The following is a 16,146-nucleotide window of genomic DNA, read 5'->3' as shown; positions in this document are numbered from 1 at the left end:
TTCAATCATAGGGAGAGAGAGTGACCATGAATGTCGCAAGTGAGGTTTATTCCATCAAACAATTTTCAGAACGAACCGGCTTCACAGAGGATGCCATCCGTTATTATGAGAAGATTGGCTTGCTCCAGGAGGTAAAACGTAAGGATAATAGACATCGTATATATGATGCCGAGGATATCAATAGGATGGTCCTGATCTCTTGCTTGAAGAAAACGGGCATGTCCCTAGATGAGATGAAACTGTATGTTCTGAGGACGAATGCTGATGATATCAACACAGTGACGGAACGGGATGAAATACTGAAGGACCATAAGCAGAAGATCGAGCAGCAAATGATCCATTTGCAAACAATTCTGGATTTCATTAATCATAAGCTTCAGAGCGGTAAAAAAATGGGCGAGTATAACTAGGAGTGTGAACTGTTGAAAAACATACTAATTACGGATGATGATGCCCATATTCGCACATTGTTAAAGCATGTACTTACAAGAGATGGATATCTTGTCATTGAAGCTGCTGACGGGCAGGAGGCCATACATAAGCTGAAGGAAAACACAGTGGATTTGGCCGTAGTTGATGTAATGATGCCGCATGTAGATGGTCTGGAGCTGTGCCAATACATTCGTGAAACGTATGATATCCCGATTATTCTCTTAACCGCACGGCAGCAGCTTAGTGATAAAGAACAAGGCTACTTGCGAGGAACGGATGACTATCTGACGAAGCCCTTCGAACCGGAGGAGCTTCTGTTCCGCATTAAAGCCTTATTTCGGCGTTACTCCATAGCTTCCAATGACAAAATCCGACTGAAATCTCTTGTGATTGATCGGAAAAATTATGAGATAAACGTTGGTAACGAAATTCTGCTGCTGCCGGTGAAGGAATTTGAACTGCTGGCCCAGCTGGCCCAATACCCAGGACGGCTATTTTCACGCAGCGAACTGATTGAACTGGTGTGGGGAGCGGATTATGAGGGGGATGAGCGAACCGTTGATGTACATATTAAGCGCTTGCGCCAACGTTTTTTGGATTACCAGGATGATTTTATGATCCGTACAGTTCGGGGGATTGGCTATAAAGTAGAGCTGAGCAACTTATGAAGTCCTTATATGTAAGAATGTGTCTTGTCTTTTGTTCAGTGATTATAATCAGCAGCATGCTGGGATTTTTGGTAGCCAACCTGAATTATCAAGCTCAAATCAAGCCTAAGAACGATGCAAAGCTTACCGGAATGGCCATAGAGCTGCAGCACTTTATCGAAGCCCATCCAGACGCAATGAATGAATATCTATTGAGTGTAGCTTCGCTGGGCTACAAGATATATTTAACAAATGACCAAGGGATTGAAAGTTTCTATGGAATGCCTTTTCGTGAAAAGGATTTGAGTACTTTGCAATTGCAAAAGGTACTGAGCGGAGAAGTATATCATGGGGTTGGTGAATTTCCGAGCAAAGCCTTTGTCACCGGTTTTTTTGACAATCAATTGAGCAATACGATAGGTGTGCCTATCTATCTTAATAACCAAACCTATGCCTTATTTATGCGTCCGGATGCTGAGGTACAGTTTGGTGAATTGCGGGTCTTTTTTGCGGTAATTATCGGTTTTACTATATTGTTCAGCTTAGGTTTTGTGATGATCGCTGTATTGCATGTGGTTAGACCGATAACCAGACTTACTGCGGCTACCAAGCGGATCTCCAAAGGTAGATATGATATTAAGCTGAACACGCGGCGGAGTGATGAGATTGGTCAGCTGGCTACACACTTTATGATTATGGGTCAGGAGCTGGAACGGACGAATCGGGCACGGCAGGATTTTGTTGCCAATGTATCTCATGAAATCGAATCTCCGCTCACCTCTATCCAAGGCTTTGCCCATGCACTTAAGGAAGCTGATTTACCTGAAGCGCAGCGGCTGCAATACCTCTCCATTATTGACGAGGAAAGCCATCGCCTGTCGATGCTTAGTAAACAGCTCCTTACGTTGTCATCCCTTGATTATGATGCGAATGCTCTGCAGAAGCAGACTTTTGATTTGCGGGCACAGCTGCGCCAGGTTGTGCAGATTATGGAGTGGAGACTTACGGAAAAGCAGTTGGCCGTACGCTTAAACCTAACAGATCTTACGCTTCAAGGGGACTCCAATTTGCTGTATCAAGTGTGGATGAATCTATTGTCCAATGCTATTAAATATACGCCTGCTGGCGGATCTATTGTTGTAACTTCCATTCTTGCGAATGGGAACTGTGTGGTAACGGTAACAGACGATGGTGAAGGCATTCCTGCAGAAGAGTTACCGATGATTTTTGACCGATTCTACAAAGTCGACCGGGCGCGTACAAGCGATAGTAACAGCAGTGGCCTGGGGCTTGCTATTGCCCAGAAAATCGTTGAAGCACATAATGGCTCCATTGAAGTCTCAAGCACGATGGGACTAGGTACAAGCTTTACGGTCACACTTGCCATGTTGTAATCATGAACCAGATCTGAAGTGATCATTTTTCTTATAGATTTTGCGCTTAGCGTCGAATTCCTGAAAGTATTTTTTACTTTCCAATGAGATTATGGATTCTTGATCACCCAAACATAAGAATCCTTCATTGTGCAAGCTGGCATGAAATAATTGATGAACATGCTTTTGTAAAGATGAATTAAAGTAGATACAAACATTTCGGCACAGTATGACATGGAATTCATTAATTGAACCATCTACCACGAGATTATGTTGATGAAAGTAAATAGAGTTAGTTATAGATGGATCGAAATAAGCATACTTATCATCCGTACTATAGTATTCTGAAAAATCTATTTCTCCACCTGCAGCAGAATAGTTTTTGCTGTAATTTTTCATGCGATAGAGAGAGAATTTACCCATTCGGGCTTTGCTAATCGCCTCTTCACTGATATCTGTGGCATAAATTCTGGCTCTCTCCAGTAAACCTTCTTCTTTAAGCAAAATGGCCATGGAATACGCCTCTTCCCCTGTTGAACAACCCGCATGCCACACGTAGATTTCTGGAAAAAGCTTCAATATAGGGATTACATTTCTACGGAAATCAAGAAAAAACAAAGGATCTCTGAACATGGTAGTGACTTGAATCGAAAAATCATTCAAAATTGTATTCAACAGCAGAGGGTTAAGGTTTATTTCATTTAGTAATACAGTAAGATCAGTGAATCCTTCCAGACTCATTCGTAAATTCAGACGTCTCTCAATATGATTGCGGTTATAGTTGCTATAATCAAATCCGCTTAACCGATGAATCGTTTCAAGGATAAGATCAATCATGATTTGTTTAACCATACACGCATAAGTGAGAAGAGTTGATTCATCTGAATCGGCTTACTTAGATAGTCAGAGGCGCCTGCGGCCAGACTCTTTTCCCTATCCTGATTCATCGCTTTTGCAGTGACAGCAATAATAGGCAGATTCGCATCCTGCAGAGTATTGCGAATCCAGTCCATCACTTGATATCCATTCATCTCCGGCATCATGATGTCCATAAGGACAATGTCCATTTTTTCCTGTTCGAGAATGTTGATGCATGCCTTTCCTGAATCGGCGACAAATACTTTCATTCCTCTTTGCGTCAAAGGCACCGTTAAAGCAATAGCATTACGTTTGTCATCATCGACAATAAGGACTCTTTTTCCTTGAAATACTTCGCTTCCTTCGGAAGGGAGTAACTCCTGAATCTCTTGTTGCACAGTCACGGGTGAACTTAAAATCTCCACCGTTGGAGCTGCCTCGAAAGGCTCGAAGTCGCTGGATAAGGAAGGAAGATACAAAGTAAAGATACTCCCAACGCCTAATTCACTTTCGAGTAGGAGAGAACCTCCCAATAGAGTTGTTAATTGGTTGGATATGGATAACCCAAGTCCGGTTCCTCCGTAATTACGCTCAATGGTTCCATCTGCCTGTTGAAAAGATTCAAAGATCAGCTCATATTTATCCTTAGGAATTCCGAGTCCAGTATCCCGCACGGCAAAACTAATGACTTCATTGGAATTGTCAATTTGCATCTCCAAATGCTCAGCAGACAAAACGGCTTTACGAATCGTTATTTCCACTTTACCTATGGTTGTGAACTTAATAGCGTTAGAGATTAAGTTCTTCAGAATTTGCTGCAAGCGCTGTTCATCTGTAAACATTAGGTTGGGTGTATCCGGGTGGAGGATAACAGCAAACTCAAGTCCTTTGCGGGCGGCCAGCTCGGAGAAGTGTTGTTCCATGATCTGTGGCATTTCAGATAAGTTAATAGCGTCAATATTAGGCTCCATTTTTCCAGACTCTACTTTGGATAGGTCAAGAATGTCGTTAATCAATGACAATAGATCATTTCCTGAATTCTGGATATATCCTGCATATAGCAATTCATCATCGGTTAAGGTGTGATTGTTGTTTTCTTTCAGGAATTGAGAGAAGACGAGCATACTATTGAGTGGTGTACGCAACTCATGCGACATATTCGCCAGAAATTCAGATTTATATTGGGAGCTGACCTTAAGTTGTTCTGCATATAGCTGCATTTCTGCCCTTGCTTCTTCAGCTTCTGCAGTCTTCGCTTGAGCATGATTGCGTTGCTCTTGCATTTGACTATTAATAGACTGGAGTTCTTCCGACTTCAATCTAAGCTCTTCTGACTGAACTTGGAGTTCTTCTGCTTGTTCCTGTGTTTCTTTGGCATGCAGTTGCAATTCATTATTAAGAATTTGGGATTCCGAGTATAAACGGTCAATTTCCATGCGGGATCTTACGACTTCAGCCGCCGCCGCGAAAGGCAAGAGGAGATTATCAAGCAGTCGAAGCTGATGCACAGTGAACTCTTCCATGGAAGCGATTTCGAGCACAGCCTGTAGGTTACCCTGATGTACTACAGGTACTAACAGAATATGTCTAGGTTTGGACTCACCTAGTCCAGATTCGATTTTGATATACTCTTCAGGAATTTGATTGATATGGATGATTTTCTTTTCCTTAGCGCATTGTCCAACCAGGCCGTCTCCCACCCGAAAGCTTTGTTTACCGATATTTGATCCGTCACCCGCATAGGAAGCCGCTTTGATCAATATGCTTTTGTTATCCTGAAAAAGATAGATGGCCCCGTATTGCCCGTTTAAGATAGCGGATACTTTCGTTAGGAAACGATCGGCCAATTCAACGGTATCCTCAATTCCTTGGTACATCTCGGCAAATTCAGAGGTCTGTGTCTGTATCCAATACTGATGCTGATGACTATCCAGAAGCAGATTGGTCGCATGGGCCAAATCCCCGATTTCGTCCTTTGTAGTCACAATAATTCTTTCTTCCAAATTGTCATTGGATAAGGCTATCCCGTTTATCGTAGAAGTTGCTTTCCGCAGCGTATTCAGAATGGTACGAGAAAGAACTATTGAGATAAGAATGGCAATACTCGCAACAACTAGAGCAAATATATATAAAAAGGCGATTAAAGTATTATTGCTTTTCTTCTGCGCTGTGATGCGATTGTCTGTAGATTGATTCTCATCTTGCCTAAACGTGTCAAACTGCTGGCGAATTTGATCGACCTGTTGTATACCCGCGCCGTTACTGAAGGATTTGGCAATCCCTACCTCATCATTATTTTTTTTTAACAGAATGATAGGATCAACATTTTGCGCGATCCAGTTTTCTATATTAAGTTTAACCGCTTGCAGTCTTTGAATTCCGAATGAATCTGTAGCTATGACTTCATATAACTGATTAAAGTATTCCTGCCACTGTGTCTTACCGCGGGTATACGGTTCAAGATAGAGTAGATCACCCGTAATCACATAGCCTCGTACCCCGTCCTCCATGTCCAGAACACTTTTTTCGATCTGGTTGGTAAGACTTGTAACCTCACGGTCATGAATCGTAATAACGTTTACTTCATTTTGCTTGGAGTATATTTGGCTATGTACAACCATTGTATATATGGCCAGACAACCAATAATAATAAGAAATCCGGAAATGATTTTAGTCTGAATACTCCAAGCATTATATCGGGGCAACTGATTTCCTCCTATGATTACAAATATTAAAAAGTAACAACATAAAATGCCCGCTAATCGAAGTATTAGCGGGCATGAATTAGATTATCGAACACTGAATGTTCTCTAATGTTCCGTTTAACTACTAGTATAACATTGATGAATTTAAAAGGAGTTAACTTTTGTAATTCATTATTCATACTCCGTTCATGTTCGCTCTCTAAACTATGGTTATACAGAAATTTGGAGGAGTGGTTTTATGTTTTTAGCTTTAAGGGAGATCAGACATTCCAAAGCGAGATATATGCTGATACTGGTCATTTTGCTCTTGGTCTCATTTCTGGTCCTGTTTGTAACAGGGCTGGCTAGGGGATTAGCCTATGCTAATATCTCAGCCATCGAGAATATGCCCTCGAATTATTATGTGGTGCAGGGAGATGCGGATCATACCTTCAGACGTTCCCAGCTAAATGATGCGGAGCTCAAGGCTGCTCGCGCGGTCGTTGGTGATAAGAATGCAACCCCACTCGCGGTACAGATGAGCACAATTACTGCGGCCGATGCTGATGTGAAGGCTGACATCACTTTTTTTGCAGTCGATATGGACGGCATGCTGGCGCCTAAAGTGATCCAGGGTGAAGGGATTTCCAATGAATCGCAAGGCAGTGTCATCGTTGACCAGAAACTGGAGCAATCGGGGATTACTATAGGCAGCACAATTCGTGATCAGGCCTCCGGAATGAGCTGGAAGGTTGCTGGTTTTGTTCAGGATAGCTCCTACAGCCATACACCCGTGGTGTTTATTAATAACAGAGACTGGCAGGAAATGAAACAGGGAGTAGGCCAAGGCGCTGCTGAAGCGCAGTCTGTTCCCTATAATGTGATAGCACTCCATGCTGATACCGGTCAGGTGAAGGAGATTACCGGACAATTGGATAATGTAGAAGTGATTACGCAAAAACAAGCCATTTCCAGTATCCCCGGTTATTCGGCAGAGCAGAATTCATTGCTGATGATGATCGTGTTCCTGTTTGTAATTGCCGCATTTGTATTGGCCGTCTTCTTCTACGTCATTACGATTCAAAAGACTAGCCAATTCGGGATTCTGAAGGCGATGGGGACCAAGATGTCATATCTGGCCTGGAGCGTAGTGGGGCAGGTTATGATTTTGTCTGTTGCCAGTCTGTGTATCAGCTTGCTGCTAACCTTTGGGATGAATAGGGCTCTTCCGGAATCTATGCCGTTCCAGCTGGATGCCTCGACGATTATATTGACTAGCTGTTTGTTCGTAGCCATGTCACTGCTAGGCGCACTGATCTCGGTTGCCAAAGTGGCTAAAGTAGATGCATTAGAAGCAATTGGGAGGACTGGCGCATGAGTGCGAAACTATTAATGAAACAAGTGACCAAAACCTACGGTGATGGGGATTCAACGCTATCTGTATTGAGTAACCTGAATCTGCAAGTGAATGAAGGCGAATTTGTCGCTGTTCTGGGTCCCTCGGGATCGGGGAAAAGCACGTTTCTGTCAGCAGCAGGTGCGCTGCTCACGCCGACTAGCGGCGAAATTTTCATTGATGGCGAATCGCTAACGAATAAAGATAAGGGTGAGTTGACCAAGCTGCGGCTAGAGAAGATTGGGTTTATGTTCCAAAGCGCGCAACTACTTCCCTACCTAAAGGTAGAAGAACAGCTGCTCTATGTAGCCAGACTTGCGAAGCTGGATACGAGGGAAGCCAAGCAGCGGGCTGCTTATTTATTGAAACGGCTAGAGATTTGGGAGCGGCGTGATCGTTATCCAGAACAGCTGTCCGGTGGCGAGAAACAGCGTGTAGCGATCGCCAGAGCTTGGATGAATAAACCAGCTATTCTATTCGCCGATGAGCCAACTGCAAGCTTGGATTTCAATCGCGGCCGAGAGGTAGTACGCATGATCGCTGACGAAGTGAAAAGTGAAGGCAAGGCTGCGGTTATGGTGACCCATGACGAACGCATGTTAGAGTGGTGTGATCGGGTGCTATATCTGGAAGAGGGTCACTTAATCGAGAAAAAAAGTTTGGTAACTGTACATTAGTCCCAAACCATGCCTCATTTATTACGCTCAATAGAAGGTTGGGTAAACAGTTTTTGGATAAATACAGTTAGCGCCATTGAAGATGAACTTTCTTTATGACGGATCATGGAAAAGTTTCGTTCCAGATGGCGGTGTCTGATCCGCAGCTCAAGAATCTCACCGCTCGCCAGTTCTTTGCGGACAATCCATCTGGAGAGCATGGCTATACCAAGACCAGCAGCTACCGCTTCTTTGACGCCTTGGCTGCTGTTAAAGACATAAGAGCGTTTGCTGGAAATACCGGCCGCCTGCATAAAATGATCGCTAAAGGCGCGGGTTCCTGAACCATGCTCCCGCAGTACCCAAATCTGATTCTGTAGCAACTCTTGTTCTACAACGACGTTCTCCGACAGCGGATGATTAGAAGGGGCGACGATGATCAGCTCATCCTTCATATAAGGGATTACACTCAGCTCAGCATCCTGTGTCTCCCCTTCAATAAACCCGATATCCAGTTGGTTAGAACGGACTGCTGCAATGATCTCTTCAGTGTTGCCAATAGTAACCTGTAGGTCAACTTGCGGAAATTGCCCGGCAAACTCCGCAAGCTTCCCTGGCAAAATATATTCCCCGATGGTAAAGCTGGCTCCAATATGTATACTGCCCGTAACTTCATCCTGCAGCATCTGAATTTCCTGGCTTGCTTCTTGGTAATGAGCCAATATTTGTTTGGCATGTTTGTACAAGATATCTCCGGCTTCAGTCAGGCGCACTTGTTTGGGAGAACGATGCAGCAATTTTGCACCAAGCTCATGCTCGAGATTTCTAATATGCAGACTAACCCCCGGTTGAGACAGATTCAAAAGCACCCCCGCTTTGGAGAAATGCCGCTGCTCCGCCACCGTAACGAACACTCGCAATGCATCCACTATCATCAGTATCCCTCATTATTAGTTGATATTATGTTATAATACGACCTGTATGATGTTATTTTAGCATACTTATATGATTAATCATAAGTATTTGTAATGATAAAGATAGCGAAGTCGTATTTCACTTCCTCCTCTTTTTCTCTTATAGTGAAGCTATAAATAACGCGAGTTATGCATAGCGATGAGGAGTGAGAAGGATGGGAATTCAACTTGAAACCGTAAGTAATCGTCAAAAGAACATTGGCTTTGGACAAGGAGTAGGTTTGACCTTACTTCTCGCAATAGCAGCGAAATATCTGGCACTACTGCCTTTTCTAAGTATTATGGGTCAGCTTGTACTGGCGATTCTGCTGGGGATTCTGTTTAGGGCATTTATTGGAGTGCCTCAATATACCAGGGTAGGCATCAGTTTTTCCAGTAAACGGCTATTGAGATTTGGGATTATTCTACTGGGCATGAAACTTAACATATTCGATATCGCTCAGGCAGGACCTAAGGTATTTGCAATTGCGGTAACTAATATTGTATTCACACTGGTCACAGTATATGGACTAAGCCGCTGGCTTAAGATTGATAAGAAGCTGGGAGTGCTAACAGCTTGCGGAACAGCGATCTGCGGCGCTGCCGCGGTGGTGGCGATTTCCCCGCAGATCAAGGCGAGTGATGCTGAAACGGCGGTAGGTGCGGCTACTGTTGCGATTTTGGGGACGATATTTACACTTATATACACCATGCTGTATCCAATCTTAGGTTTAAGTGCTGCGGGATATGGAATCTTTGCCGGTGGAACTTTGCATGAGATCGCGCATGTAATTGCTGCGGCTGCTCCAGGTGGCCAACAAGCTGTTGATTTGGCGGTTATTGTTAAACTGACGCGCGTGGCTATGCTTGTTCCGATTGCACTGGTGATCGGAATCTGGCATGGGTATAAGCAGCGTAAGGAAGCGGGGCAGTCTACAGGAGTAAAGTGGAGAGAGATTCCGGTACCCTGGTTTATTCTCGGATTTCTGTTCATGAGCGGCGTGAATACATTAGGGCTAGTGCCGGCACCAGTAACAGAAGGGGTCATAGTCCTGGCATATTTTCTACTAGCAATAGCTATGGCGGGACTTGGACTCGGTGTGGACATTGCTACTTTCCGTCGACTGGGCAAAAAGCCCTTTCTGGCGGGGCTCATCGGCTCTGTATTGCTTTCAGTTCTGGGTTTCCTGCTGGTGCATGCCTTTGGGTTAGCTTAGACAATAGATCAAATATTCACCTTGCTGGAAATATCTACTCATCTACTTTTTAGATAAAATTTGGTAGTGTAGAGAACATGTAAATAAAAAGCGTAGAGGTGATAAACGATTATGGTAAAAAAACATTGTTTGTTCTGTGATGAAATCGTGCCCATCGAGTCCGCAGGGGATTACGATAAATATATGAGTTGTGCCTGTTCACCAGATGGATTCTATAGTCTCTTAAGCGAAAGCTACGAACCTATTAATTCATTATCCTATCAAGAGAAACGCCATATATTTCCTGTAGTATCGGCCTATATCCGGGAACGGACCGATTGTGATGACTTGGTTGCTCTATCGATCGATGATATGAGTACCATTGCTAATTCGCCTAAGATTCCGGTGACCATTGAAGAGAAGGGAAACCGGTTATTACAATATTTGTACCGGCATTCTGATGCTGCCGAAGAACCTGTGGTCATTCAGCCGCTGTCGCGCAGCTATAACTTGACGTATTCACCCAATCTGCAGGAGCTTGTATTTATTATCGATAAGCTAGCGACAGAACAGTTTATGATCAGAGAGGGCATGACCTTTAGGCTTACCACAAAAGGATGGAGCGAAGCTGCGCTTAGCGCAGGGGGGAGAAAGCTGAAGCCTTGTTGTGTCCTAATCTCAGATGAAGAAGCTATGGGTGGGGAATGGCTGGACAAAGTGTTGCCAAAGATCGAACAGTACGGCTACGTTCCCCAGCTGTTAAATCTGCGGAACATAGATAGCGTTAAACTGTCCTCCTTAGAGCTTGTCTCTGCAAGTAAACTGGTGATTGCTGATTTAACAGGTCAGGAACCTGAGGTATATTTTGCAGCGGGTTATGCGCTTGGCAGGGACATTCCGGTAATCTGGACCGTAAGAAGCTGCGATGCAGATAAGCTGAAAGTGCAGACAGGTGATATCCGTCCACTAGTATGGGAGAACGCCGAGGAGCTAACAGCGATGCTGCAGCAAAGATTAAGTAACTAGGAATATTGTGTCAAACCCCCGAATAGGCCATAAACCCGCCATCGACCGGAATCGTGATCCCTGTAACGAAGCTGGACATACTCTCGTCCGCCAACCAGAGCAAGGTGCCGAGCAGATCTTCAGGCTTACCGAAGCGGTGCATTGGGGTTTGTGAAATAATTTTGTGGGAGCGGTCCGACAGTTCACCATCTTCACGAATCAATAGTTTCTCATTTTGTTTGGTCAGAAAAAATCCAGGGGCAATTGCGTTTACACGAATATCGGCTTCTGCCAGATGGACAGCCAACCACTGTGTAAAGTTATTTACACCTGCTTTCGCGGCGCTGTATGCAGGGACTTTAGTCAGCGGCGAGACTGCACTCATGGAGGAAATATTGATCACAGAGGTACCCATGCGTCCCAGCATTTGTCTGGCAAACACCTGGGTAGGGATCAATGTGCCAATCAGATTCAGGTCCAACACCTGGCGAAATCCAGGAACACTGAGATCGAAGAAGGAGTGGATATCCGGGTTATCCAAGTCCTCAGCCTTGAAAGTCTCGTTCGTTGTATTGGCTGAAGGATCATTTCCCCCGGCTCCGTTAATTAAGAGATCGCAGGGTCCAAAGTGGCTCAGGACTTTCTCAGCAGCGCTAAGCACACTATCTTTATCTGTAACGTCACAAGCTAAGGAGACTGCCTGCCCCCCGGCAACTGTAATCTCGTCGGCAACCTGATTGCCTTTTTCCAGTGTACGATTAAGAATAACGACTTTAGTTCCCTGACGTCCTAGCTCTATTGCCATTGCCCGGCACAATAAACCGGCCCCGCCTGTGATGACAGCGACTTTACCTGCAAGAGCAGGAAGTAAAGCTAGCTCAGCCATTGAATATCGCTCCCTTCCTCGTGATTTATTTGTAATAAGTGGGGAATTTTTGCTTCAGCATATCTTGGTCAGAAAGGGTCAGTTCCATATGCTTTTTCATTAGTAGATCACTCCGTGCAGCATCATGTGCTTGAATGGCCTCGTACATATGAAGATGTTGATTGTATAAATGCTCCCAATCATGATCCGCAGCTAATCGCAGCATACGGCTGCGGTTCAGATGTACTTTAATTTGCTGCACAACATCCCACGTGTTCTTCTTCGCGCAGCCTTCAAAAATAATATGGTGGAAATCCTCATCGAGCTGAAACATCGACTTATAATCCTGTTCTTCAATACCGAGCTTTTGCTTCGCCAGATTGATCTTTAATGAACGGAGGTTGCTCTCTGGGAAGCTGTTGCAGGCTAGACTGATAACCGCTCTTTCCAAATGCTCGCGCATGAATTGCGCTTCTTCCACCAGCTCAGAATCAATTAGCGAGACGACGGTTCCACGCTGTGGGTAGATTTCCAGCAGTCCTTCATGAGCTAGGCGAGCGAAGCTCTCTCTAACCGGTGTACGGCTGACGTTGAATTTAAGAGAAATTTCTTTTTCCGAAAGGCTTGTACCGGGAGGAATCTCCAATAGAAGAATCTGATTCTTCAGTACACGGTACACTGCATCGCGGGTTGATACAGATTGAGTTGTGAGATTCAAATCCACAAGGTAGACCTCCTGAATAGTAGTTAAAGAAGCACTACCATACTACCATACAAGTGTGGTAGTATGGTAGTGCTAATAAGCATTCAAATAATGAGCCACTGGAGGAACCATTCATGACATCGTCTTTCATTCATGAAAACTGGTTGTTAACAAGTAAAAGTGCGCAAATTCTGTATCATGACTATGCGAAGGAAATGCCAATATACGATTTCCATAGTCATTTGAACCCGGCCGAAATCGCTGTCAACAAGCAGTTTCTTAACATTTCAGATCTCGCATTGTCCGGAGATCACTACAAGTGGCGAGCGCTGCGCTGGCTTGGTGTGGAGGAGAGGCTCATTACCGGTGATGCCTCTGATAAAGATAAATTTATGACCTGGGCGCGCTCCGTGCCGGATATGCTCGGTAATCCGCTTTTTCATTGGACACATCTGGAGCTAGTACGTTACTTCGGGATTAATGAGTTACTGAACGCTGAGACTGCCGAGAGCATATGGGAACGCTGTAACGAGCAGTTGCAAGGAGAGGGGCTGCGCACGAACGGTATTCTGAAACAGTTCAACGTGCAGGTCGTATGTACAACCGATGATCCAACGGATTCCCTAGAGCACCATAGTGCTATTGCCAAGGATGATCGCATACAGACGACGGTGGCACCAACGTTCAGACCGGATCGTCTGCTGGATATTCGGCACGGACAGTTCAATGAATATGTCAGTCTATTAGGTGAAGTGAGTGGAACTCAGGTAACAGATTATATACAGTTCATTAATGCTATAGCAGCGAGAGTTGATTATTTCCATACACACGGCTGCCGTTTATCAGACCATGGTTTTGGTGAGTTGCTCTTTATCTCGACGGATGAGAATGAAGTGGCTGGTATATTTAATCGTGTCCAGCAAGGAGAAGCAGTCTCTGAAGAAGAGGTAATAAAGTTCCAGAGCTTCACCTTGATTCAGCTGGGTCACTTATATCACAGTTACGGCTGGAGCATGCAGCTACATATCGGAGCCATTCGCAACAATAACTCACGGATGTTTGCGGTATCAGGTAAAGACAGCGGATATGATTCCATTCTGGATTTCAATATGGCGCGTCAGCTTAATGCATTGCTAAGTGAACTGGATGGAAGCGGACAATTACCCAAGACTATTGTATATACTTTAAATCCATCACAGTATGAAATGATAGCTACGACGATCGGAAACTTTCAGGGAGTGGGCATCAAAGGAAAAGTACAGCTCGGCTCAGGCTGGTGGTTCCATGATCAGAAGGATGGCATGCTGCAGCAACTCAAGGCCTTGTCCAGCATCGGCCTGATCAGCACTTTTGTCGGGATGCTGACGGATTCCAGAAGTTTTCTTTCCTTTACGAGACATGAATACTTCCGCCGGATTCTCTGTAACTTGTTCGGTACATGGATGGAAGAGGGAGATTTGCCTCGCGACTATGCCTACGTTGGGCGCACGATTGAAAATATTTGTTATAACAATGCTGATGCGTATTTCGGGATAAAATAAATTTATCTTCATTCACACAAGACTGCGTGGAAATTCTGCGTAGTCTTTTTGTTGTGCAGAGGGAAATAACCCTTGTGATATTCCGGTAGATGTATTATTATCAATATTGATAATAATGAAGAGGTGAATACAATTGGACTCTATGGATATTGATATTATTCTGCATCCCCACCGTTTTGCTGTTGCTGCTGCCCTTTCGAAGGGCGATGCGACGGTTGACCAACTGAAGATACAATTGCCGCATATCTCGCAAGCAAGCTTATATCGAGCTATTAAAAGGCTGGAACAGTCAAGTCTGATCACACGAGTCAATGAGCGTAAGACAAGGGGAACAGTCGAAATCACCTACAGTATTCACTTTTCATTAAGTCAAATGACCATGCCGGAGCATGCGGATTTGGATCATTACAAAAAAGGGGCGTACGCCGTATTTTTTCAATATGTTCTAGGTACCCTTGAATCCTATAAACAGAATGAGGTTGAGCAACTTAAGAAAGCAAAGTTTAATGCGGTTTCACTTACCCTGTCCGATGAACAGTACTCGATGTTCGTTAATGATGTAAGGAATCTGACAGCAACATACCTGCTGAATGGACAAGAGGGACAAGATAATAGTGGAACCCCATATGAGCTAACAACTTTTTTAGTTCCGGGAAGGAAGGAGAATTAAATGACTACAATCATCGGTGTTATCATTTTAGGTTTTATTTTAATCATTACCTTTATATGGAAAATTATTCCTATTATATTGTTTGAGAATAGATTGACCACAAGTTCCGGTAACAAGATATGTAATCAACGCTTGGTGCTGGAGCATAAGGAATTTTTCACCCGGGCCGATATCAGCTTCGAGAACCCTAACAAGGAGATCAAGGGAACGTCGCTGGCTTATTTGGAGAACTTGGAAGCTATCCATAAATTATTGCCGCTGCCGCGCTTTATGCTAAAACCGCTGCTTAACATTAAGACCGGATATGAACAACCGAACGAACCCATATCTATCGACACAAACAAAATTTTGATATATATGCATGGAGCAGGGGGACTTGCTGAGGAGAACACGCTTTTGCATCAAATGCTTATTCGATCGGGGTACACTATAATTCGGCTAAGCTATACTATTGATTATGAAAGAAACGGATTGGTGCAGCCAAAGATGATGGCAGAAATGCCTGCTTTTCTGGAGCAGCTTAATAATGTTGTCGCCCCCAAGGTAGCTATGGAGCTTGATGATGTGCTTGCAAATGTACAACAGGAATATGGACTAACCTGGGAGGGCAAGACGGTCATCCTTATGGCACACTCTTTAGGTGCAGGGGTCATACTGAATTATGCTGTGAATCATCCCGAGCTTCATGTGCACAAATATATCAATCTGGATGGTACGCTGCTGTCGCCAGCCTTGGAGCATGGACTTGCTGTTCCACAACTTCACCTTAGCCAGTCACAACAATTTGATGCCAGCTGGCTTAAAGAAAGCAATATTAACAGTCCTGGTCAAGCCTTAGGAAAAGATTACGGTATGCGAATTCAAACGTTGTTGGAGAACTCTGATTCAGAGTATCGCTGGATACAAATTGCTGATGCGACACACTTTACTTTTACCGATTTCCCGTTTATTCTGAAGCCCTATAAATGGGTTCGCAAATTAGCAGGCTCCAGGGCCGCATCGAATCGAATCAAAGGTTATGTTCTAGCTTTTGTTGACGGGGATTTATCTTCAATCACGATTCAAAGCGAAGATAAGGAAATACGGATCTAAGCAACAAATTTCCATCTTTTAAAAAAGGCAGCATGACCGCACAGTCCTTTCGTGCTGTGATGCTGCCTTCTTTTC

The 16,146-nt window shown here is 44.1% G+C and carries 15 protein-coding genes; 10 read left to right on the top strand and 5 right to left on the bottom strand.

Annotation, left to right across the window (positions count from 1 at the left end):
- Nucleotides 1-26 precede the first annotated feature (26 nt).
- The 3 genes from GJB61_RS19170 to GJB61_RS19160 are packed head-to-tail and all read left to right on the top strand — an operon-like array spanning nt 27 to nt 2,473.
- The gene (locus GJB61_RS19170; RefSeq protein WP_154120625.1) at nt 27-410 is read left to right on the top strand and encodes a MerR family transcriptional regulator; all 384 of its coding nucleotides are present in this window, start codon (nt 27-29) and stop codon (nt 408-410) included.
- Nucleotides 411-422: 12 nt separating this feature from the next.
- Nucleotides 423-1,100 (top strand): response regulator transcription factor, encoded by a 678-nt coding sequence (locus tag GJB61_RS19165; protein ID WP_154120624.1) that lies wholly within the window; start codon nt 423-425, stop codon nt 1,098-1,100.
- Nucleotides 1,097-2,473 carry a sensor histidine kinase gene (locus tag GJB61_RS19160; RefSeq protein WP_154120623.1) on the top strand — a complete coding sequence of 459 codons (1,377 nt, stop codon included), beginning with the start codon at nt 1,097-1,099 and terminating at the stop codon, nt 2,471-2,473. The genes GJB61_RS19165 and GJB61_RS19160 overlap by 4 nt, the downstream gene beginning before the upstream one ends.
- On the opposite strand, the gene GJB61_RS19155 is transcribed toward GJB61_RS19160, so the two are convergent.
- Nucleotides 2,474-3,304, bottom strand: coding sequence for a CheR family methyltransferase (locus GJB61_RS19155; protein WP_154120622.1), 831 nt, complete (start codon nt 3,302-3,304; stop codon nt 2,474-2,476).
- Complete coding sequence (locus tag GJB61_RS19150; protein ID WP_154120621.1) at nt 3,286-6,015, bottom strand: response regulator; 2,730 nt, start codon at nt 6,013-6,015, stop codon at nt 3,286-3,288. The genes GJB61_RS19155 and GJB61_RS19150 overlap by 19 nt, the downstream gene beginning before the upstream one ends.
- 238 nt (nt 6,016-6,253) lie before the next feature.
- On the opposite strand from GJB61_RS19150, the gene GJB61_RS19145 reads away from it, so the two are divergent.
- Entirely contained in the window at nt 6,254-7,372 is a 1,119-nt protein-coding gene (locus tag GJB61_RS19145; protein WP_154120620.1) for an ABC transporter permease, read from the top strand.
- Nucleotides 7,369-8,067 (top strand): ABC transporter ATP-binding protein, encoded by a 699-nt coding sequence (locus GJB61_RS19140; RefSeq protein WP_154120619.1) that lies wholly within the window; start codon nt 7,369-7,371, stop codon nt 8,065-8,067. Before GJB61_RS19145 ends, GJB61_RS19140 begins: the two co-directional genes overlap by 4 nt.
- A gap of 14 nt (nt 8,068-8,081) precedes the next feature.
- On the opposite strand, the gene GJB61_RS19135 is transcribed toward GJB61_RS19140, so the two are convergent.
- Nucleotides 8,082-8,981, bottom strand: coding sequence for a LysR family transcriptional regulator (locus tag GJB61_RS19135; protein ID WP_154120618.1), 900 nt, complete (start codon nt 8,979-8,981; stop codon nt 8,082-8,084).
- 200 nt (nt 8,982-9,181) lie between these two features.
- On the opposite strand from GJB61_RS19135, the gene GJB61_RS19130 reads away from it, so the two are divergent.
- Complete coding sequence (locus GJB61_RS19130; protein ID WP_420819758.1) at nt 9,182-10,216, top strand: YeiH family protein; 1,035 nt, start codon at nt 9,182-9,184, stop codon at nt 10,214-10,216.
- A gap of 111 nt (nt 10,217-10,327) precedes the next feature.
- Nucleotides 10,328-11,221 (top strand): hypothetical protein, encoded by an 894-nt coding sequence (locus tag GJB61_RS19125; RefSeq protein WP_154120616.1) that lies wholly within the window; start codon nt 10,328-10,330, stop codon nt 11,219-11,221.
- A 10-nt stretch (nt 11,222-11,231) separates the two neighbouring features.
- On the opposite strand, the gene GJB61_RS19120 is transcribed toward GJB61_RS19125, so the two are convergent.
- On the bottom strand, nt 11,232-12,086 hold the full coding sequence (locus tag GJB61_RS19120; RefSeq protein WP_154120615.1) for an SDR family oxidoreductase: 855 nt from the start codon (nt 12,084-12,086) through the stop codon (nt 11,232-11,234).
- Nucleotides 12,087-12,111: 25 nt separating this feature from the next.
- Nucleotides 12,112-12,789: a GntR family transcriptional regulator gene (locus GJB61_RS19115; protein ID WP_338115947.1), complete on the bottom strand. Its 678-nt coding sequence runs from the start codon at nt 12,787-12,789 to the stop codon at nt 12,112-12,114.
- 113 nt (nt 12,790-12,902) lie between these two features.
- On the opposite strand from GJB61_RS19115, the gene uxaC reads away from it, so the two are divergent.
- From uxaC to GJB61_RS19100, 3 genes are all read left to right on the top strand, one after another.
- The gene (gene uxaC, locus GJB61_RS19110; protein WP_154120614.1) at nt 12,903-14,309 is read left to right on the top strand and encodes a glucuronate isomerase; all 1,407 of its coding nucleotides are present in this window, start codon (nt 12,903-12,905) and stop codon (nt 14,307-14,309) included.
- A gap of 142 nt (nt 14,310-14,451) precedes the next feature.
- Nucleotides 14,452-14,979, top strand: coding sequence for a winged helix-turn-helix transcriptional regulator (locus GJB61_RS19105; RefSeq protein WP_229522057.1), 528 nt, complete (start codon nt 14,452-14,454; stop codon nt 14,977-14,979).
- Nucleotides 14,980-16,071 (top strand): alpha/beta fold hydrolase, encoded by a 1,092-nt coding sequence (locus tag GJB61_RS19100; protein WP_154120612.1) that lies wholly within the window; start codon nt 14,980-14,982, stop codon nt 16,069-16,071.
- The last annotated feature ends 75 nt before the right edge of the window (nt 16,072-16,146 follow it).

The sequence above is a fragment of the Paenibacillus monticola genome, assembly GCF_009664975.1.
Lineage (GTDB): Bacteria > Bacillota > Bacilli > Paenibacillales > Paenibacillaceae > Paenibacillus_AQ > Paenibacillus_AQ monticola.
This window is presented reverse-complemented; position numbering and strand designations above follow the sequence as displayed.

Coding starts and splice junctions, on each gene's coding strand:
- GJB61_RS19170 (WP_154120625.1), top strand. CDS start 27: ATGAATGTCGCAAGTGAGGTTTATTCCATCAAACAATTTTCAGAACGA.
- GJB61_RS19160 (WP_154120623.1), top strand. CDS start 1,097: ATGAAGTCCTTATATGTAAGAATGTGTCTTGTCTTTTGTTCAGTGATT.
- GJB61_RS19155 (WP_154120622.1), bottom strand. CDS start 3,304: ATGGTTAAACAAATCATGATTGATCTTATCCTTGAAACGATTCATCGG.
- GJB61_RS19145 (WP_154120620.1), top strand. CDS start 6,254: ATGTTTTTAGCTTTAAGGGAGATCAGACATTCCAAAGCGAGATATATG.
- GJB61_RS19140 (WP_154120619.1), top strand. CDS start 7,369: ATGAGTGCGAAACTATTAATGAAACAAGTGACCAAAACCTACGGTGAT.
- GJB61_RS19135 (WP_154120618.1), bottom strand. CDS start 8,981: ATGATAGTGGATGCATTGCGAGTGTTCGTTACGGTGGCGGAGCAGCGG.
- GJB61_RS19125 (WP_154120616.1), top strand. CDS start 10,328: ATGGTAAAAAAACATTGTTTGTTCTGTGATGAAATCGTGCCCATCGAG.
- GJB61_RS19120 (WP_154120615.1), bottom strand. CDS start 12,086: ATGGCTGAGCTAGCTTTACTTCCTGCTCTTGCAGGTAAAGTCGCTGTC.
- uxaC (WP_154120614.1), top strand. CDS start 12,903: ATGACATCGTCTTTCATTCATGAAAACTGGTTGTTAACAAGTAAAAGT.
- GJB61_RS19105 (WP_229522057.1), top strand. CDS start 14,452: ATGGATATTGATATTATTCTGCATCCCCACCGTTTTGCTGTTGCTGCT.
- GJB61_RS19100 (WP_154120612.1), top strand. CDS start 14,980: ATGACTACAATCATCGGTGTTATCATTTTAGGTTTTATTTTAATCATT.